General features: G+C 64.2%; 17 protein-coding genes. 9 read left to right on the plus strand and 8 right to left on the minus strand.

Going from position 1 to position 19,463, the window contains the following annotated elements; translation table 11 throughout:
* Window positions 1–35: 35 nt before the first annotated feature.
* The 6 genes from AC27VE_RS11445 to AC27VE_RS11470 all read right to left on the minus strand — a co-directional run bounded on the left by AC27VE_RS11445 (window position 36) and on the right by AC27VE_RS11470 (window position 7,368).
* Window positions 36–1,667 carry an ABC transporter ATP-binding protein gene (locus AC27VE_RS11445; RefSeq protein ID WP_488703893.1) on the minus strand — a complete coding sequence of 544 codons (1,632 nt, stop codon included), beginning with the start codon at window positions 1,665–1,667 and terminating at the stop codon, window positions 36–38.
* A gap of 9 nt (window positions 1,668–1,676) precedes the next feature.
* Entirely contained in the window at window positions 1,677–2,516 is an 840-nt protein-coding gene (locus AC27VE_RS11450) for an ABC transporter permease (protein WP_006226976.1), read from the minus strand.
* Complete coding sequence (locus tag AC27VE_RS11455) at window positions 2,513–3,520, minus strand: ABC transporter permease (RefSeq protein WP_006226975.1); 1,008 nt, start codon at window positions 3,518–3,520, stop codon at window positions 2,513–2,515. The genes AC27VE_RS11450 and AC27VE_RS11455 overlap by 4 nt, the downstream gene beginning before the upstream one ends.
* A gap of 101 nt (window positions 3,521–3,621) precedes the next feature.
* A complete protein-coding gene (locus AC27VE_RS11460) occupies window positions 3,622–5,196 on the minus strand; it encodes an ABC transporter substrate-binding protein (RefSeq protein ID WP_088590382.1) in 1,575 nt (524 codons plus the stop codon).
* Between the two features lie 187 nt (window positions 5,197–5,383).
* Complete coding sequence (locus AC27VE_RS11465) at window positions 5,384–6,628, minus strand: Zn-dependent hydrolase (protein ID WP_488703894.1); 1,245 nt, start codon at window positions 6,626–6,628, stop codon at window positions 5,384–5,386.
* Window positions 6,625–7,368 carry a FadR/GntR family transcriptional regulator gene (locus AC27VE_RS11470; RefSeq protein ID WP_488703895.1) on the minus strand — a complete coding sequence of 248 codons (744 nt, stop codon included), beginning with the start codon at window positions 7,366–7,368 and terminating at the stop codon, window positions 6,625–6,627. Before AC27VE_RS11470 ends, AC27VE_RS11465 begins: the two co-directional genes overlap by 4 nt.
* Before the next feature lie 357 nt (window positions 7,369–7,725).
* On the opposite strand from AC27VE_RS11470, the gene AC27VE_RS11475 reads away from it, so the two are divergent.
* Complete coding sequence (locus AC27VE_RS11475; protein ID WP_488703896.1) at window positions 7,726–9,141, plus strand: glycosyltransferase family 39 protein; 1,416 nt, start codon at window positions 7,726–7,728, stop codon at window positions 9,139–9,141.
* Window positions 9,142–9,151: 10 nt separating this feature from the next.
* Here the strand turns inward: AC27VE_RS11475 and AC27VE_RS11480 are convergent, their stop codons facing one another.
* Window positions 9,152–9,418: a hypothetical protein gene (locus AC27VE_RS11480; protein WP_088590386.1), complete on the minus strand. Its 267-nt coding sequence runs from the start codon at window positions 9,416–9,418 to the stop codon at window positions 9,152–9,154.
* Between the two features lie 126 nt (window positions 9,419–9,544).
* Here AC27VE_RS11480 and hemN point away from each other — a divergent pair, with 126 nt between their 5' ends.
* Window positions 9,545–10,975, plus strand: coding sequence for an oxygen-independent coproporphyrinogen III oxidase (gene hemN / locus AC27VE_RS11485; RefSeq protein ID WP_488703897.1), 1,431 nt, complete (start codon window positions 9,545–9,547; stop codon window positions 10,973–10,975).
* 29 nt (window positions 10,976–11,004) lie between these two features.
* On the opposite strand, the gene AC27VE_RS11490 is transcribed toward hemN, so the two are convergent.
* A complete protein-coding gene (locus AC27VE_RS11490; protein ID WP_454676527.1) occupies window positions 11,005–11,751 on the minus strand; it encodes a response regulator in 747 nt (248 codons plus the stop codon).
* Window positions 11,752–11,938: 187 nt separating this feature from the next.
* On the opposite strand from AC27VE_RS11490, the gene rfbD reads away from it, so the two are divergent.
* From rfbD to ptsP, 7 genes are all read left to right on the plus strand, one after another.
* Window positions 11,939–12,847 (plus strand): dTDP-4-dehydrorhamnose reductase, encoded by a 909-nt coding sequence (gene rfbD, locus AC27VE_RS11495; protein ID WP_488703898.1) that lies wholly within the window; start codon window positions 11,939–11,941, stop codon window positions 12,845–12,847.
* A 339-nt stretch (window positions 12,848–13,186) separates the two neighbouring features.
* On the plus strand, window positions 13,187–15,139 hold the full coding sequence (gene thrS / locus AC27VE_RS11500; protein ID WP_088590389.1) for a threonine--tRNA ligase: 1,953 nt from the start codon (window positions 13,187–13,189) through the stop codon (window positions 15,137–15,139).
* A 20-nt stretch (window positions 15,140–15,159) separates the two neighbouring features.
* Complete coding sequence (gene infC, locus AC27VE_RS11505) at window positions 15,160–15,714, plus strand: translation initiation factor IF-3 (protein WP_081534364.1); 555 nt, start codon at window positions 15,160–15,162, stop codon at window positions 15,712–15,714.
* 157 nt (window positions 15,715–15,871) lie between these two features.
* Window positions 15,872–16,843: a glutathione synthase gene (gene gshB, locus AC27VE_RS11510; protein ID WP_006226964.1), complete on the plus strand. Its 972-nt coding sequence runs from the start codon at window positions 15,872–15,874 to the stop codon at window positions 16,841–16,843.
* Between the two features lie 17 nt (window positions 16,844–16,860).
* Window positions 16,861–17,262, plus strand: a complete 402-nt coding sequence (locus tag AC27VE_RS11515; RefSeq protein ID WP_006226963.1) for a PTS sugar transporter subunit IIA — start codon at window positions 16,861–16,863, stop codon at window positions 17,260–17,262.
* 116 nt (window positions 17,263–17,378) lie between these two features.
* Window positions 17,379–17,648, plus strand: coding sequence for an HPr family phosphocarrier protein (locus AC27VE_RS11520; RefSeq protein WP_006226962.1), 270 nt, complete (start codon window positions 17,379–17,381; stop codon window positions 17,646–17,648).
* Between the two features lie 55 nt (window positions 17,649–17,703).
* Window positions 17,704–19,461: a phosphoenolpyruvate--protein phosphotransferase gene (gene ptsP, locus AC27VE_RS11525; RefSeq protein ID WP_427955774.1), complete on the plus strand. Its 1,758-nt coding sequence runs from the start codon at window positions 17,704–17,706 to the stop codon at window positions 19,459–19,461.
* The last annotated feature ends 2 nt before the right edge of the window (window positions 19,462–19,463 follow it).

Raw genomic sequence — 19,463 nt, forward strand, 5'->3', positions numbered from 1 at the left:
GTGGTATCTCCTGGTGTTGTCATCGGTTCGGGGAATCAGGCCATTGTCGCCTGGGTCGGGTCCCAGTGCTGGCCGGGCACCGCGGCGATCAATTGCCGCGTGTAGGCGTGTTGCGGATTGTCGAAGATCTGGGCGGGCGAACCGTACTCCACCACCTTGCCGCGGTGCATGACCAGCACGGAATTGCAGATCTGGGCCGCGACGCGCAGATCGTGGGTGATGAACACCAGCGCAATCTTCAGGCGTTGCTGCAGATCGTGCAGCAGTTGCAGCACCTGGGCCTGCACGGACACGTCCAGCGCCGATACGGATTCATCGGCCACCAGCACCTTGGGTTCAAGCGCCAGCGCGCGGGCAATGCCGATGCGCTGCCGCTGGCCGCCCGAGAACTGGTTGGGATAGCGGTCGAACGCGGACGGGTCCAGGCCCACCAGCGACAGCAGTTCGCGCACGCGGGCTTCGGCTTGCGCCCGAGGCACGCCGTTGGCGACAGGCCCGTCGCTGATGATGCGCCCGACCGTATGGCGGGGGTTGAGCGATGCGAACGGGTCCTGGAAGATCATCTGGATGTCGTGGCGCATGGGCCTGAAGCGCGACTCCGACATCGTGGCAATGTCTTGCCCGTTGAAGATCAGCTGGCCGCCGTTGATGCCCACCAGCTTCAGCAGGCATTTGCCGATGGTGGATTTGCCCGATCCGGATTCGCCCACGATGCCGAGCGTCTCGCCGCGGCGCACGGCAAAGCTCACGCCATCCACCGCGTGCACTTCGCGCTTGCCGCCCAGCCAGCCATGGCCGATCACGTAGGTCTTCTTCAGGTCCTTCACTTCCAGCACGGGTTTGTCGTCCGCGGGGGCGACGCGTTCTTCGCCGCGCCGGTGCGGCACGGCCGAGATCAGGCGCTGGGTATAGGGGTGGCGTGGGCGGTTCAGCACGTCGTCGGCGGGGCCCTGTTCCACCAGCACGCCTTTTTCCATGACGGCGACGCGGTGGGCGATTTCGGCCACCACGCCGAAGTCATGCGTGACGAACATCACGCCCATGCCTTTTTCCTTCTGGATGCGGGCGATCAGCGCCAGGATCTGCGCCTGGGTGGTGACGTCCAGCGCGGTCGTTGGCTCGTCGGCGATCAGCAGCGCCGGCTCCAGCGCCAACGCCATCGCGATCATCACGCGTTGCCGCTGGCCGCCGGACAGGCGGAACGGATAGACGTGATAAAGCGTGGTTGGATCCGGCAAGCCCACGAAGGCCAGCAGCTCCAGCGTGCGCTTCAAGCGTTCGGCGCCCGGGTAGGCGTTGTGCACGCGCATGACTTCGCTGATCTGGTCGCCCACGGTCATCAGTGGGTTCAGGGCCGACAGGGGCTCCTGGAAGATCATCGCCATGTCTTTGCCGCGCATGGCCTGCAGGGTGGCTTCGTCTTGCTGCAGCAGGTCTTTGCCGCGGAACAGGATGCGGCCTTGCTGCGGCGTCAGGTAGTCGGGCAAGAGACCCATGATGGCGTTGGCGCTCATGGACTTGCCCGAACCGGACTCCCCGACGATGCACAGGATCTCGCCGGCTCGGATGTCGTAGGAGACGTCCTGGACGGCAAACGGGCGGTCGCCGCCGCGGGGCAGGGCGATGCTGAGGTTCTGGATGGACAACAGGGGCGTGGCTTCGGTCATGTCGGCCTCCTATTCGCCGCGCTTGCGCAGCTGCGGGTTGAGGGCGTCGTTCAAGCCTTCGCCGATCAGGTTGATGGCCAGCACGGTCAGCAGGATCGCCACGCCGGGCCAGACGCTCATCCACCACGCTTCGCGGATCATCGTGCGCGCGGCGCCGATCATGAAGCCCCAGCTCATCAGGTTGCGGTCGCCCAGCCCCAGGAAGGACAGCGACGACTCCGTCAGGATGGCGGTCGCCACCATGAACGACGCCGACACGATGATGGGCGACATGGCGTTGGGCAGGATCTGCGTGCTGACGATGCGCGCGGGCGTCTGGCCGATGACGATAGCCGCCTGCACGAACTCGCGCTGCTTCAGCGTCATGAATTCCGACCGCACCAGGCGTGCGGCCGGGGGCCAAGACACGATGGCGATCGCACCCATGATGGAATAGACAGACGGGCTCAGGATGGCCACCAGCACCACCGCCATGGCCAGTTGCGGAATGGTCTGGAAGAATTCGGTGAAACGCATCAGCGCATCGTCGACGCGGCCGCCGCAATAGCCCGCGACCGACCCTACCAGAATCCCGAAGAGCAGGGCTACGGCCGTCGACAGCAGGCCCACCATCAGCGACACCCGGGCGCCCCAGACCAGGCCGGCCGTGATGTCGCGGCCCAGCATGTCGGTGCCGAAGGGATAGTCGGCGTTGGTGAAGGGGGGGATCAGCGGGTCCGCCACCATCATCCAGGGGGATTCCTCGTACAGCAGGGGGGCGGCCAGCGCCACGACGACCACGATCAGCATGATGATCAGGCCGGCCACCGCGCCGTAGTTGCGCATGTACCGTTGGGCGAATGACTTCATGCGGCGGCTCCTTGCTGCGCACCGGCGCCGATGCGGGGGTCGATCAGGCGGTACAGCACGTCGGTCAGCAGGTTGAACACCACCACCATGATGGAAGTGACGAGAAAAATGCCCAGCAGCAGCTGGTAGTCGCGTTGCAGCAGGGCATCGAACATCAGGCGGCCGATGCCGGGCCAGGCGAACACGGTTTCGGTCAGCACCGCGCCACCGGCCATCTGGCCCAGCTGGATGCCGGCGAAGGTGATGACGGGCAGCAGCGCGTTGCGCAGCACATGGGTGCGGATCACGCGGCTCGGGCTGACACCCTTGGCGCGTGCCGTCTTCACGAAATCCATCCCGATGACTTCCAGCATCGATGCGCGCGTCAGGCGCACATACACGGCCATGAAGAAGCAGCCCAGGGTGATCGTGGGCAGGACCAAGTGCTGGGCGATGTCCGCCGCGCGCGCCAGGCCGGTCAGCCCGGAACCTACGGTTTCCATGCCGAAGGCGGGCAACCAGCCCAGCACGACCGAAAACAGCAGGATGCCCATCAGCGACAACCAGAACAGCGGCGTGGCGTACAGCAACAGCGCGCCGGTCATGACCGAGCTGTCGATCCAGCGGCGCTTGTTGCGATAGCGGGCCTTGGCGGCGACCACGCCCAGGAACACGCCCAGCACAATGGAGAATACGAAGGCGCAGGACATCAGCAGGAAAGTCGCCGGCAGGCGCTCCACGATCAGGTCCAGCACGGGCACGTGGTTGCGGTAGGAAAAGCCCAGGTCCAGCTGGACCACGCCCTTCAGGTACAGCATCAGTTGCGTCAGGATCGGCTTGTCCAAACCGAAGGCCACGCGCAACTGGTCCACATAGGCGGCGTCGCCCGCGCCGGCCTGGCCGGCCAGCACGGCGGCAGGATCGCCAGGCGCCAGGCGGATCAGGAAAAAATTGATGATCACCACGCCCAGCACGACCACCAGGGCCTTGCCGATGCGGGAAACAAGGAAAGACAGGAATTTCATGCTCTGGGTCCTCTCTGGACGGGCGCGGGCTGCCTGGGCAACGCCCTTCGCGCGGCCGGGCTCTGCCGCCGCGGGGGTTCCGCGGCGGCGTCTTGCTGCGCTTACTTCTCGATGTACACGTCGTCGAACGACTCGTTAAGCCCGATGGCGGTCTTGACCAGGTTCTTCACGTTGGCGCGATACAGGGTGGGGAATTCCATGTCCACCAGGAAGCCGTTGGCCACATCGTTGACCAGCGTCGTCTGCAGCTTGGTGTAGAGCTCCTGGCGCTTGGCCGGATCGACTTCAGAGGCCGCGGCCTCCCACTGCTTGTCGGTCTCGGGGTTGCTGTAGCCCTGCACGTTGGCGAACGGCGAACCCTTGACGATGTTCGACGTGATGTACAGGCGCTGCACGCCCAGCGCGGGGTCGCCGTACTGGTAGGTGAAGGTCGTCGTCATGTCGAAATCCCAGTTGCCCGTGCGACTCGCCCAGCCGCCTGCGTCCGTCGATTCCAGATTGACCTTGAAGCCCAATTGCTCCAGCGCCTGCTTGGTGTATTCGCCCAGCCGGTCCCACGTGGATCCGTACGGGAAGCTCAGCTGGCGGATCGTGTAGTCCTCCGGCTTGATGCCCGATTCCTTGATCAGCGCGCGCGCCTTCTTCATGTCGAACGGCATGGGTGGCATGTTCTTGTCATAGAACATCTCGGTCGTCACGAAGGGGCTCGTCGACACCTTGCCCAGGCCGAAGAAAATGTTGTTGACGACCATGTTGCGGTTCATCGCCGCCATGACCGCCTGGCGAACCTTCAGGTTGTCGAATGGCGGCTTGCGCATGTTGAAGATCAAATAGGCCTGCGGCGAGAACATCTCCCAGCCGGCCGTGGTGTATTCCACCTTGGGCAAGGCGCGCAGGCGCTTGATGTCGACGTTGTCCACGTCGCCGCCACGGAGCACGTCCACGCTGCCGCGCTCGAACGCCACCGCGCGCGAGGCCGCATCGGGAATCACGTTGAACACCAGTTCGTCCAGGTACGGCATGCCCGGCTTCCAGTAGTCGGGGTTGCGCGTCAGCTTGATGTATTCGCCGCGCTTCCATTCCTTGAACATGAAGGGGCCCGTGCCCACCGGCTTCTGGTTCGCCGGGTTGGTCATGTAGTCGGTGCCGGCGTAGAGGTGCTTCGGCATCATCGGCGCAAAGCCGGGTTCGAACATCAGCATGAACGCGGGGAAAGGCGTCTTCAGTTTGACGACGACAGTCTTCGCGTCGGGCGCCTGAACCGACTCGACGAACTTGTTCAGGATGACACGGGCGCGCGCATGCGTCTTGGGCAGCATGTCTGCCAGCGAGAACACGACGTCTTCAGACGTGAACGGCTTGCCGTCATGCCACTTGACGTTGTCTTGCAGATGGAAGGTGTAGGTCAGGCCGTCGGCCGCCGCTTCCCAGGATTTGGCCAGGCCCGGCTGCGGCTTCAAGTCGGTGGAGTAGGTCAGCAGGCTTTCGTAGATCTTGCCCGCGACGAATTGCGTGGGGCCCTGCTGGTTGATGGCCGTGACGATCACGGGCGGCTCCGGCTGAACGATCATGTTCAAGGTACCGCCCTTGGTCTGGGCCAGGGCTTGCGTGGCGGGCAGCGCGGCCGCAAGGACCAATGCGCCGATGCTGAGGGAGAACCATTTCTTCGATTTCACTGCGAGCCTCCGGGCTGGAAAGGGACTGACAGGTGACCGCCGTTGCGCGGCGGATGCCGGGCAAATAACAAGCAAACCTCGTGCCACCTGCATTTCTCAGGGGTACTACGGGTGAAGCCGCTACAACCGTGCTTCATACAGGTGCTGGGTAAGGCGGCCGCGCACCATTGCGGCGAAATCGGCGGTGCTAGCGCGCGGCGTTGGCGCGCGCCACCATGGCGTCAAGCAGGACGTTGCAGCCGGCTTCCAGGTGTTCGGGCTGCGCGTCTTCAATCTCGTTGTGGCTGATGCCGTCCTTGCAAGGCACGAAGATCATCGCCGTGGGCGCCACCGCGGCCATGTAGACGGCGTCGTGTCCCGCGCCCGTCACGATGTTCATAGCGGGCAGGCTGCGACGGGCAGCGCCCTGGCGCACCTTGTCCACCAGATCGGGGTCAAAGGGAGTGGGGCGGAAGTACTGCACGTCTTTCAGGTCGACCTGCACGCCGTGCGCCACGGCGATGTCGTCGCAGACGCGGCGCCATTCCTGGTCCATGCGCGTCAGCGTCGCTTCATCTTCGTGGCGCAAGTCTGCCGTGAACCGGACCTGGCCGGGGATGACGTTGCGCGAGCCCGGATGCGCGTGGATTTCGCCGACGGTGCCGCGCCCGTGCGGCTGGTGCGCGTTCGCGATGTTGATCACGGCCTGCACCAGGAAGCTGGCGGCGAACAGGGCGTCGCGGCGGATCGCCATCGGGGTGGGCCCCGCATGCATTTCCATGCCCGTCACTGTGATGTCGTACCAGCGCAGGCCCAATGAGCCCGTTACCACGCCGACGACTTTCTCTTCGTGCTCCAGGATTGGGCCCTGCTCGATATGCGCTTCGAAGTACGCGTCGACCGGCCGTCCGCCAACGGGATCGGCGCCCGCGTAGCCGATGGCCTGCAATTCGTCGCGCACGGAAATTCCTTGCGCATCGCGGGCCGACAGCGCTGTTTCCAGCGGGAACTTGCCCGCGAATACGCCCGAACCCATCATGACGGGCACGAAGCGCGAGCCTTCCTCGTTGGTCCAAATGGCCAATTCCAGCGGCCCTTCGGTGTCGACGCCCGCATCGTTCAAGGTGCGCATGACTTCAAGGCCCGCCAGCACCCCGTAACAGCCGTCGAACTTGCCGCCCGTGGGCTGCGTGTCGATGTGGCTGCCCGTCATGACAGGCGCAAGATCGTTGTTGCGCCCGGCGCGGCGCGCGAAGATGTTGCCCACCTGGTCCACTCGCACGCTGAGGCCCGCGTCGCACATCCATCCCGTCACCAGGTCGCGGCCCTGGCCATCCAGGGCGGTCAATGCCAGGCGGCAGTTGCCACCCTTGGGCGTGGCGCCGATCTGCGCCAGATCCATCAATGATTGCCACAGCCGCTTGCCGTTGATGGAAAGGGAAGACGATGTCATGGATTGCCTCGAAGGTCGGTGAATGAATCGAAGTCTTCGCGCAGGCGCGCCAGGATGCCCAGCAGGTGCGTGTGCATGGCGTGGCGCGCACGGATCGGATCCCGCGCCACGATGGCGTTCAGGATGCGCTGATGTTCGGTATGGGCCGCCGCCCACGCCTGCGTGGTGACGAAGTAGTCCTGCATGCGGCTGTACACCGGACTGGCCTGGCTCAGGTTCCATAGATGGGCCACTGCGGAAGCCAGCGCCGCATTGCCACATGCCGCGGCGATGGCGCTGTGGAATTCGCGGTCGTGGCGGCCGGGCGAGTCGGTCAAGGACATGTCCGCATGCGCATCGCGGATGACGGCGATCTGTGCGGGCGTCGCCTGGTGCGCGGCTAGCGCAGCGCAATCCGGTTCGATCAGCATGCGGGCTTCAAGCAGGTCGAAGGGGCCGATGTCGTCGCGATCGGCGGTGCCGGCAGGGGACGGGCCGCCGGGCGACGGGAACCCGGCGCCGTCGGGGGCGATGGTGACGAACACCCCCGACCCGACGCGCACTTCCACATAGCCCTCGATTTCCAGCGCGATCAAAGCTTCGCGGATCGACGCCCTGCTGACTTGCAATTGTTCCGCCAATTCGCGTTCGGACGGCAGGCGCGCGCCGCGGGGGAAATCGCCCGCCCGGATGCGGCCGGCGATCTGGTCGGCGATCATGCGGTACAGACGGGTGGCGGCGACGGCCTGGAACGAACTCATGACGGGTTTGGCGATCAAAATGGCCTAGTGGTCAGGCCACCAATATAGGCATGTCGATATTGAAATAGAAGGGAAATCTTGAAGATTCAGGGAAAACGATCAGAGGGAATACACGTCTTCCTATCAAGTGGTCAGGCCAGTTAGGGAGCTGCCTGGCGGCCGGCGCCGCTTTACAGTTTTTGAACAATTGGCGAACAAAACCCCCGGCCTTGCCGCGTCGCGCAAATCCATAATTCCCCCGCCCAATGTCGGGCGAGCAAGGTGGTCCACCGGACGGTGGCGGGGGAGATGCGGGTGGGGATGCGTGCAGTGCGGTCGGCCCGGAGGGAGCGGTGGGGGATAGTGGCGGGGCTGCTGGTGTTCGCCTTGTTGTGGCTGCCGCTGCTTGACCGGGGAGCGCTGGCGCCGCCGACCGACAACATCGAGCAATTGACCTGGGTGCGCAGCCTGGAATGGGGCTACTACAAGCATCCGCCGTTGCCGACGTGGTTGCTGTGGCCATTTGTCCGCGTGCTGGGGTGGTCGGCGTGGGCGACGTATTTTGCGGGGGCGCTGTGCACCTTGGGGGCCTTTGCCTTGCTCTGGTGCCTGCTGCGCGAACTGCGTGGCCGCGCCCATGCGATGGTTGCCTTGCTGGCCGGCCTGTGCGTCACCTTCTACAACGGACGGCTGTACTTCTATAACCACGAGATCGTGCTGATCCCGTTGGCGGTGGGCTGCGCGGTGGCTTGCTGGAAGGCCTACGCCACGCGCCGCATCGGCTGGTGGATCGTGTTGGGCGTCTGCCTGGGACTGGGCGCTTTGGCTAAATACCAGATCGTGGTGGCGGGCGTGGCTGTACTGGTCTTCTGGCTAAGCCAACGGGGCTGGCGCGATCCGATGCAGGTGTTCGGCCTGCAGGTGGCCGGGTTGACGGCCTTAGCCGTGTTTTCGCCCCATCTGATCTGGTTGGCGGCAAACGATTTCGAATCCTTGGGCTATGCCATGACCTCATCGCTGGCGGCCAGCTTGTCCTGGCCGGCCCGCGCGCAAGAAGTGGCGCGGTGGTGGGGCGATCAGATGCTCAACCGGGCCATGCCCGCGTGGGTGCTGCTGGGGGTGTTCTGGATGCTGGCGCGGCGCAGGCGGTCAGTGCGCGCCGCCGACGTCGCGGTGCCGGCCCCGACACCGCGCGACCCGGGCCGTGCGCTGTTGCTCGCCTTCGGCTTCACGCCGCTCGTCTTCGTCAGTGTGATGACACTGGCCACTGGTTCCCACATCCAGCTGCATTGGGGAACGCCGTATCTGCTGTTTGCGGTGCCGGCCGTGATGGAACTGCTGCGGGGTCGCGTGGGGTGGCGGCGTGTCAGGCCGCGTGAAGCCTTGGTGGCTTTCATGCTGATCCAGTTGGCGTTGATGGCGCGGATGGAATTGACCTCGCCCTTGGGGGCGGGGCTGGCGCGGCGGCCGGCGGATTGGCGGTATTTCGATTCCCAGGCGCTGGCGGAGACCCTGCACGAACGGGCGACGCTTGCCTTGGGCGGACCGGTACGGGTGATATCGGGGCCGCCGGCCGAAGCCGGCGCGCTGGCGTTGCGCTTGCCCGAACAGCCGCTGGTGCTGATCGACGGGCAGGCGCGCCACAGCCCCTGGGTACCAGCCGGGCTGGCGGCTGCATGCGGCGCGCTAGAGCTGAGCCTGAACACGCGCCCCGAGGGCTTTGATCCAGTTGGCGTCGATTTTCCCGGTTTGTACTGGCGGGTGCTGCCATCGGCAGCGGCCTGCGGCGCATAGGGGCAGGGCGCTACTGCGGGTCGGCGTCGGGTTCTGGCGTTTGCGTGAAGGCGCGCACCAGGCGGGCAATGCCGTCCAGTTCGTCGTGTGCACCCACGACCCATTCCGGCTTTTCGAACGGGCTGTCAGACGGCGTCTTATCCAGGTTGGCTTTCAGGTCGTCCAGCAGTTCCAGCGCCATGTCGGTCGCCTGGGGGCTGCTGCGGGTGGAAAGGGCGATGGCAATCGCCAACGCCTGGCGCATGGCCAGCAAGCGGCCTTCCAGTTCAGTGCCCATGAGGTGTGTCCTTGTTCTGCATCGTGATTGACGCATTTTAAGGGCCAGACCGCCCGCGCAGGTGCCGGTGGCGCAGTTTGCGCAAGATCAAGGTGGGCAGGGCGCCACAGGCGAATAATTCAGGGTATGCAAGCCGCCCTACGCCCACTCGTTTCAGAACCTCCGGCCACCGCCGCCGCCGAGCCCTTTTTCCCGCCCCAGTTGCTGGCAAGGCTGGACAAGAACGGGCCGCGATACACCTCTTACCCTACGGCTGATCGCTATCACGCCGGATTCGGCAAGCAGGATTACCGGCAGGCGCTGCAGCAGCGGCGCGCAACCAGCCCGGACGAGCCCCTGTCGTTGTACGTCCACATCCCGTTCTGCGACTCGGTCTGCTACTACTGTGCCTGTAACAAGGTGGTGACGCGTCACCACGAACGCGCCGCCCGCTATCTGGACGCGCTGGCGCAAGACATCGCGTTGCACGTCCGGGAACTCGGTGCGGGTGTTCCGGTGTCGCAACTGCATTTTGGCGGCGGCACCCCGACCTTCCTGTCCGACGATGAACTGACCCGCCTGATGCAAGACCTGCGGGCGGGCTTCCGGTTTGAAGCGGACGCCGAGATTTCCATCGAAGTCGATCCACGCACGGCCACGCCCGCGCGTTTGGCCCATTTGCGCCAACTGGGCTTTAACCGGCTGAGTTTTGGAGTGCAGGACTTCGACCAACGGGTGCAGGTGGCGGTGCACCGCGTGCAGTCTTTCGAGGACGTGCGGGCGCTGATGCAAAGCGCCAGAACCCTGGGCTACGACTCGGTCAACGTGGACTTGATCTACGGGCTGCCCTTGCAGACCACCGAATCGTTCGCGCGCACAATCACGCAAGTGGTGACGCTGCGGCCCGACCGCATCGCGCTGTACGCCTATGCGCATCTGCCGGAACGCTTCAAGCCGCAGCGCCGCATCAATGAAGCCGATCTGCCCGACCGCGCCACGCGCGTCGGCCTGCTCAGCTCGGCCATCGACGGCTTTTTGCAGCAGGGCTACACGTACATCGGCATGGATCATTTCGCGTTGAACACGGACGCGCTGGCGATTGCCAAGCAGCGGGGCGAACTGCACCGGAATTTCCAGGGCTACAGCACGCAGCCCGACCGCGATCTGGTGGCGCTGGGCGTATCGGCCATCGGCCGCATCGGCAACACCTATAGCCAAAACGCCAAAGTGCTTGACGAGTACTACGCCGCCATTGAATCCGGTGATTTCGCGGTCGAGCGGGGGCTGGCGCTCAATGCCGACGACCTGGTCCGGCGCGAGGTCATCATGGACATCATGTGCCAGGGCCGCGTGGATTTCGCGCGGATCGAAGCGCGCCATGGCTTGCGCTTTGGCGACTACTTCGGCCGCGAATTGCTGCAAATGGCCAATCTGGCGGAATTGGGCCTGGTGAATCTGCGTTCCACCGAGGTCCAGGTAACCGGCCTGGGCTGGTATTTCGTGCGCGCGGTCGCCATGGCTTTCGATGGCTATCTGCGCAGCGTCACCACCAGCGCCAGCTATTCCCGCATCATCTGACCAAGGCGGGGGGCCGCGCAGCTCCGGGGTCATTCGGCGAACTTCTCGCGCAGGTACAGCGCCAGCGACAGGTCGTCTGCAAGCCGCAGTTTGCGCATGGCGCGGCGCTTGTGGGTGCTGACCGTCTTTTTGCTGCGCATGAGCCGGACCGCGATCTGCGTTACCGACAGCCCCTGGCGGATATGGCGCAGGATTTCGACTTCGGACGTGGTCAACAGCGCATGCGGGTGCGTGGGCTGAAGGGGGCGGACCTTGCCTTCAACCACTGTCAGGAAGGGATCCCTGCCGTTCAGCACGCCGCGGATCATGTCCGCCAGGAAAGCCATGCCCCACTGCTTGGCCAGGTAGCCATTGGCGCCCGCGCGGAATGCGGCGTATTGGGTTTCGTGAAGGTTGCCGGCTGAAAACGTGATGATCGCCAGGTTGGGGTGGTAGCGGCGCAGGCGCCGCAGGTAGTTGACGCCGTCCCAGGGCTCCTGGGGCAGGTAGAAATCGATCAGGGCGACGTCACAGGGCGCATGGCCCAGTTTTTCCAATAGGGCGCGCGCTGACGTTTCCCGATGCACGACCCGGAATCCCGGCCGGCTTTCCAGGTGGGCGGCAACGCCCAGCGTCACGACGGGGTGGTCATCCAGCACGGCGACCCGGATGGAGGGGGGAGGGCGCGACAGCAGCAGATGCCGGCGTGCGCCCGGAGGGCGATCATCGGCGTCGCCGCCGCGCGCGGGGACTGAGAAGAATGACGCCACGCTTCCAGGCGTTGAAACAGGTTTCATCGATGCCCCATAGGCCGGTAAAAGGGAACGCTGGTGGTGGTTTCATCCGGTTGTGGGCGAAATCCTAAGCACGCGTCGCGGGTTGTCTGAAATTTGCGAAGGCAGATTACGTTTCCCTACGGTTGTTCGGATGGGAAACGCGCCAAAATCAGACTGTTGCACCCTTGGCCTGACAAAGAGCGTACGTATGCCCAAGAAGATTCTGGTTTTAGGTCGGGATGGCCAGTTGGGCTTTGAACTCAGGCGCAGCCTTGCGCCCCTGGGCAACGTGGCAGCGGTGGGCAGGAGCGAGTGCGACTTGACCTACCCCCTGCAGTTGGCGCGAGTGGTGCGCCGGGAAAAGCCTGACGTCATCGTCAATGCCGCCGCGCTGACCTCGGTTGAACGCGCCGAGGAGGACGTGGTGCGCGCCATGCGGATCAACGCCGAAGCGGCGGGCGAGCTTGCCGCGTTGGCCGCAAGCCGGGGCGCGCTTATCGTCCATTACTCCTCCGATTACGTGTTCGACGGCGAGAAGCAGGATCCCTACGTCGAGACCGACGTGCCGGCGCCGCTGAACGCCTATGGCCGCAGCAAGCTGGCGGGTGAGCGCGCCGTCCAGGCCATGAACGCGGATCATCTGGTGTTCCGCACGTCGTGGATCTATGGCGTGTTCGGCAACAGCTTCCTGAAATCCATGCTGATGGCGCTGCGCCAGCCTGAGCCGTTGCGCGTCGTCAGCGATCAGCGCGGCGCGCCGACAGGCGCCGCGTTCATCGCCGACGTGACGGCGCTGGCGGTAGCGCGCTACCTGGGCGGGATGGCGGGGTTCCCGTTCGGGCTGTACCACCTGGCGGCCGGGGGCCAGGCCACCTGGCACGAATACGCCTGCTACGTGGCCGAGCAAGCCCGGATCGCAGGGCTGCCCGTCACGCTGGTGCCGGCCGATATCCAGCCGGTCCCGTCCAGCCAGTACCCGTCCACGCCGCGCAGGCCCTTGAACTCTTGCCTGGATACCGGCCTGCTGGCGCAGCGATTCGGGATACACGCGCCGCCGTGGCAGGAGGGCGTCCGGCACGCGCTGGCAGCCATGGCGGGCAGCCGCAACCTGGTGTGACAGGGCGGTTTGTCTCGCTTACGCCACGGAAAGGACACAAATGGTGCTACAATCGGCAACGATAAACGCAACTGACCCGTTGATCCCGATTGCGCAACACTTGCTCCGCGCCGCCTCGGGCGCGTACCAACAGGCTTAGAACCATGTTTTTCCCGCTGGCACGAACTACGACCCGGAACTTTCGCCCTATGTCGCGTTAGTTTTTCGTGCGTCGGGTTTCACCGTGTCAGGTCAGCGGTAGGACTCAGCAAGACAACCACTAGAACGCGGCTCTCAGGCCGCGTTTTTCGTTTCCGATTTTCGAATTTTTAGTTCCCAGAACCCCAGGAAGCACTCCCGATGGTACAGATCACATTGCCCGATGGTTCGCAGCGCCAATATCCGGGGCCGGTAACGGTTGCCGAAGTGGCGCAATCGATCGGTACGGGCTTGGCCAAGGCCGCCTTGGGCGGCCGCGTGACGGTTGAAGGCGCGGAATCCAAGCTGGTCGACACCAGCTTCCGCATCGAAGGCGATGCGCGCCTGGCGATCGTGACTGCCAAGGACGCCGACGGCCTGGACTTGATCCGTCACTCCACGGCCCACTTGCTGGCCTATGCCGTCAAGTCCCTGTTCCCCGACGCCCAAGTCACCATCGGCCCCGTGATCGACAACGGCTTCTACTACGATTTCTCGTACAAGCGCCCGTTCACGCCTGAAGACCTGGCCGCCATCGAAAAGAAGATGGCTGAACTGGCCAAGAAGGACGAAGTCGTGACGCGCGAAGAATGGTCGCGCGACGACGCCGTCGAATTCTTCAAGGGCATCGGCGAAACGTACAAGGCCGAGATCATCGCTTCGATTCCTTCGAACGAGCCGCTCAGCCTGTACCGCGAAGGCGACTTCATCGACCTGTGCCGCGGCCCCCACGTGCCGTCCACGGGCAAGCTGAAAGTCTTCAAGCTGATGAAGGTGGCCGGCGCCTACTGGCGCGGCGACAGCAAGAACGAGATGCTCCAGCGCATCTACGGCACCGCCTGGGCGACCAAGGAAGACCAGGAAGCCTACCTGCATATGCTGGAAGAGGCCGAACGCCGCGACCACCGCAAGATTGGCCGCGAACTCGACCTGTTCCACTTCCAGGACGAAGCGCCTGGCCTGATCTTCTGGCACCCCAAGGGCTGGGCCCTGTGGCAGCAGGTCGAGCAATACATGCGCGCCGTCTACAACAACAACGGCTACCAGGAAGTCAAGGCACCGCAGATCCTGGACCTGTCGTTGTGGAAGAAGACGGGCCACTGGGACAACTATCGTGAAAACATGTTCACGACCGAGTCCGAAAACCGCGTTTACGGCCTGAAGCCGATGAACTGCCCGGGCCACGTGCAGATCTTCAATTCCGGCCTGCATTCCTACCGCGAACTGCCGCTGCGCTATGGCGAATTCGGCCAATGCCACCGCAACGAACCCTCGGGGTCGCTGCACGGCATGATGCGCGTGCGCGGATTCACGCAGGACGACGGGCACATTTTCTGTACCGAAGAACAGCTCCAGGACGAATGCGCCGACTTCACGGCCCTGCTGCAGAAGGTCTACCGCGACTTCGGCTTTACCGAAGTGCTGTATAAGGTTGCTACGCGTCCTGAAAAACGCATCGGCTCGGACGAGGTCTGGGATACGGCCGAACAGGCGCTGATGGAAAGCCTGCGCCGCACCGGCTGCGAATTCGAGATTTCGCCCGGAGAAGGCGCGTTTTACGGCCCGAAGGTGGAATACACCCTGAAGGACGCCATCGGTCGTCACTGGCAATGCGGTACGATCCAGGTCGACTTCTCCATGCCTGTGCGCCTGGGCGCCGAGTACGTGGACCAGAATGACCAGCGCCGTCCGCCGGTCATGCTGCACCGTGCCATCCTGGGTTCGCTCGAGCGTTTTATCGGCATGCTGATCGAAAACCATGCCGGCGCGATGCCTCCCTGGCTGGCTCCGGTGCAGGCTGTCGTATGCTGCATTTCCGAACCTTCGGCCGATTATGCGGCTGAAATCACACAAAGCCTGAAAAAACAAGGCTTTAGAGTAGAGTCCGATTTGCGTGGTGAAAAAATCACTCGTAAAATTCGGGAGCACAGCCTGCAAAAGGTGCCGTACATTCTTGTCGTCGGCGACAAGGAGAAGCAAAACGGCACCGTAGCCGTACGCGGTCTGGGCGGATTGGACCTTGGCGCAATCGCATACGACGAGTTCGTCGCGCGCTTGACCGAGGATGTGTCCACCCGTCGCGACGTCAATCAACCTGATAGCAGTGCTGCTTAACATTTCTAGGAGCTTTCAACATCGCCACTGAAAAAGCCAATCGCATCAACGGTGAAATCCGCGTCCCCGAGGTGCGCCTGATAGGTCTGGAAGGAGAACAGCTGGGCATCGTCAAGATCGCCGACGCGTTCCGTCTTTCCGAGCAAAGCGACGTGGATCTGGTGGAAATCGCGCCGAACGCCGAACCGCCGGTCTGCCGTTTGATGGACTACGGTAAGTTCAAGTACCAAGAGCAGAAGCGCCAAGCCGAAGCTCGTTCCAAGCAGAAGGTCATTCAGGTCAAGGAAGTCAAATTCCGTCCGGCCACCGACGAGGGCGACTACCAGGTCAAGCTGCGCAACCTGCGCCGCTTCCTCGAAGAGGGCGACAAGGCCAAGGTGACGCTGCGTTTCCGGGGCCGCGAAATGGCTCACCAGGAACTCGGTATGCGGGTGCTTGAACGTGTGCGCGACGATCTGCTGGAACTTGCCCAGGTCGAAGCCATGCCGAAGCTCGAAGGCCGTCAGATGGTCATGGTGCTGGCGCCCAAGAAGAAGGCAGTGCCCGCTGCGGGCAAGCCTGAATCGGCCGCCTGAGTTCCAGCCGCAGCCTTCTCTAGAGGGCTAGGCCGCTCCGCTTCCGACCCGCCGTCCGTCCTGTGACCGGCGGGTTCGCTTATTGGGCGGCTCTGCGCTACGATGTCATAAAGCCGCCTTCCCACTAGGGAAGGCGGCGTACGTTCGGGGTGTCGCGATGCATGTTTTGTTCGTTTTGGATCCCTTGCCGCTGCTAAAGGCGTACAAGGACAGTTCTGTCGCCATGATGCGTGCCCTGGTGGCGCGCGGCCATACGCTTAGCGTGGCCATGCAGGGCGACCTTTACATCGAGGCGGGCATCGTCAAGGCCGTCACCACGCCGATCGCGCTGGTGGCCGACGCCGACCTGCACGGCCATGACTGGTGGACGGAATCCGCCGCCCAGGATCTGCCGTTGGCGGACTTCGGGGCAGTCGTCATGCGCAAAGACCCGCCTTTCGACATGGAATACGTGTATTCGACGCACCTGCTCGAATATGCCGAGGCGCAAGGCGCCCGCGTGTTCAACAGCGGCGCGGCCATCCGTAACCATCCCGAAAAGCTGGCCATCACCGAGATCAGCGAGTTCACCGCGCCCACGCTGGTGACCCGCAACATGGCTCGCCTGAAGGCATTCCACGACACGCATCACGACGTGATCGTCAAGCCGCTGGACGGCATGGGCGGCACGGGCGTATTCCGCCTGCAGCCCAAGGATCCCAACCTGAACGCCATCCTGGAAACGCTGACCGACAACGGCGCGCGCACCATCATGGCCCAGCGTTACATCCCCGACATCGTCAAGGGCGACAAGCGCATTCTGCTGATCGGCGGCGAACCGGTGCCGTACTCGCTGGCCCGCATCCCGCTGGCCGGCGAAACGCGCGGCAACCTGGCCGCAGGCGGCCGAGGCGTCGCGCAGGAATTGTCCGCGCGCGACCGCGAAATCGCCGAAGCCGTGGCCCCCAAGCTTGCCGCCCGCGGCCTGCTGCTGGTCGGCCTGGACGTCATTGGCGACTACGTCACCGAAGTCAACGTCACCAGCCCCACCTGTTTCGTAGAGATTGCCGAACAGACCGGCTTCGATGTCGCAGGCATGTTCGTCCAGGCGCTTGAAAAAGCCGTGGCGACCACTGCCGTGGCGGCCTGATCTCTCTGGAATCCGTCATGACCACGGGTATTGTTATCGTCGTGCACGCGCCTTTGGGCGCGGCGATGCGCGAATGCGCCAGCCACGTCATGGGCAACCTTGACGGCATGCTGGCCATTCACGATATCCAGCCCGAAGACCGGCCGGATGATCTGGCGCCGGACGTCTTGAAAGACATCCTGGGGCAGGATCACGGCGCCGGCGTGCTGGTGCTGACGGACCTGATCGGCGCCACGCCCGCCAATATCTCCAAGCGGGCGGTGGCCGACGCCCAGGCGCAAGGCATTCAATGCTGCGTGCTGGCGGGCCTGAATACCCCCATGCTGCTGCGGGCGCTGACCTATCGCAACCTGCCATTGGCGGAAACCCGTGAGAAGGCCTTGGCCGGCGGGGTGCAGGGTGTCTTGCGGGTAGACTGACGGGCGGGAATTTGCCCTATTATGTCGGCTGATAATTCACGCCGAGAAGCAGTTGGCGGTTTGGCGTGTTGCTGTGATCAACACCGCGGCGTTCATCCGCGGTCATAATATTTCCTATGCCTACTACAGACATCGTCATCAGCAATAAATTGGGTTTGCATGCGCGGGCGGCCGCCAAGCTGACGCAACTTGCCAGTAAGTTCTCAAGCGAGATCTTCATATCGCGTGGCGCACAGCGTGTGAACGCCAAAAGCATCATGGGCGTCATGATGCTGGCGGCCGGGCTGGGCGTGACGGTCAAGCTGGAGGCTTCGGGCGGCGACGCCGAGCAAGCCCTTTCCGAAATCGAAACTCTGTTCGACAGCAAATTCGGTGAGCAGGAATAGAACCCCCTCTGAAACAGCCGGCCTGAGCGCTGCCCGGGCCGGCTCGTCCACGACCCTGGACCCCGCATACGACGGATCTGGCGCTGCCAGGCCCGTCGTTTGTCTTTACGGCAAGGGGGTTGCCAAGGGATACGCCATCGGGCGGGCCGTCGTCATGGGCGCCGCGGCGCTGGAAGTGGCGCACTACCGGATATCGCCGGAAGACGTGCCCACGGAAAGTGCCCGACTGACCGACGCCCTGGCCTCGGCGCAGCACGAACTGCGGCAACTGGCCGACACCTTGCCGGCCGATGCGCCGCGCGAGCTGGGCGCCATGTTGAACGTGCACAGCCTGCTGCTGGGCGATCCGTTGCTGGCCGAGCAGACGCTGGCCCTGATTGCCGAGCGCCACTACAACGCCGAATGGGCGTTGACCACGCAAGGCCAGATCCTGGGCCAGCAGTTCGACGCCATGGAAGACGAATACCTGCGTGAGCGCGGGGCGGACGTCCGCCAGGTGATTGAGCGCGTGCTGCACGTGCTGGCGGGCACCTCCGCCATCTTGCCCGACATGTCCCACATGGGCGGCGATGATGCGCTGGTGGTCGTGGCGCACGATATTTCGCCTGCAGACATGCTGCGCTTGCGCGGCGGCCGCTTCGCGGCTTTCGTGACCGATCTGGGCGGCCCGACCTCGCATACGGCCATCGTGGCGCGCAGTATGGGCGTGCCCGCCGTCGTTGCCATGGGCAATGTGCGCGAGCTGGTCCGTGACGGCGACATGCTGATCATCGATGGCGCCGCGGGTGCCGTGGTCGTCAACCCGTCGGACCGCATCCTTCAAGAGTACCGTCGCCGCCAGGCCGTGTACGCCGACGAGCGGGCCGAGCTTGGCCTCTTGCGCGACGAACCCTCGGTCACGCTGGACGGCATCGACGTCGTCCTGCACGCGAACATCGAACTGCCCGAAGAGGCCGCGCTGGCGCTCGCCTCCGGCGCGGACGGCATCGGCCTGTTCCGCAGCGAATTCCTGTTCATGGGGCGTCCGGACCTGCCCGGCGAAGAAGAGCAGTACGAAGCCTATTCGTCGGTCGTGAAAGTCATGGCTGGCCGGCCCGTCACCATCCGCACGCTGGATATCGGGTCGGACAAGACGCTGGATGGCGAGGCCACGGTCGCCACCAATCCCGCGTTGGGCCAGCGGGCGATCCGTTATTGCCTGGCGCGCCCGGAAATGTTCGCGACGCAGCTGCGCGCCATTCTGCGGGCCTCGGCTCACGGGCCGGTGCGCCTGCTGATCCCGATGATCGCCCACATGCACGAAGTGGTGGCGACCAAGGCAGCGATCGAATCCGCGCGGCGCGAGCTGGATGCGCGTGGCCAGGCGTATGCGCCGCATATGGAATTGGGCGCCATGGTCGAAGTGCCCGCCATCGCAATCGCGATCGAGCCCTTCGTCCAGGCGCTGGATTTTCTGTCGATCGGAACGAACGACCTGATCCAATACACCCTGGCGATCGATCGCGGCGACCACGATGTGGCCACGCTCTACGATCCGCTACATCCTGCCGTGCTGCGCCTGGTGGCCAACACCATCAATGCCGGCGAGCGTGCCGGCAAACCAGTGGCGGTCTGCGGCGAAATGGCGGGCGATTCACGCATGACCCGGCTGTTGCTGGGCTTGGGCCTGACCGAGTTTTCGATGCACCCGCAACAGCTGCTGGACGTCAAGCGCGAGGTGCGCCGGGCGCATTCCAATGCCTTGCGGATCAAAGTGGCCACCGCGCTGAACCGCGCCTTGCCCGTGGATCTGGACGCACTGGATCCCGCCTGAAT

This window comes from Achromobacter sp. 18P8.1.1 (assembly GCF_057799415.1).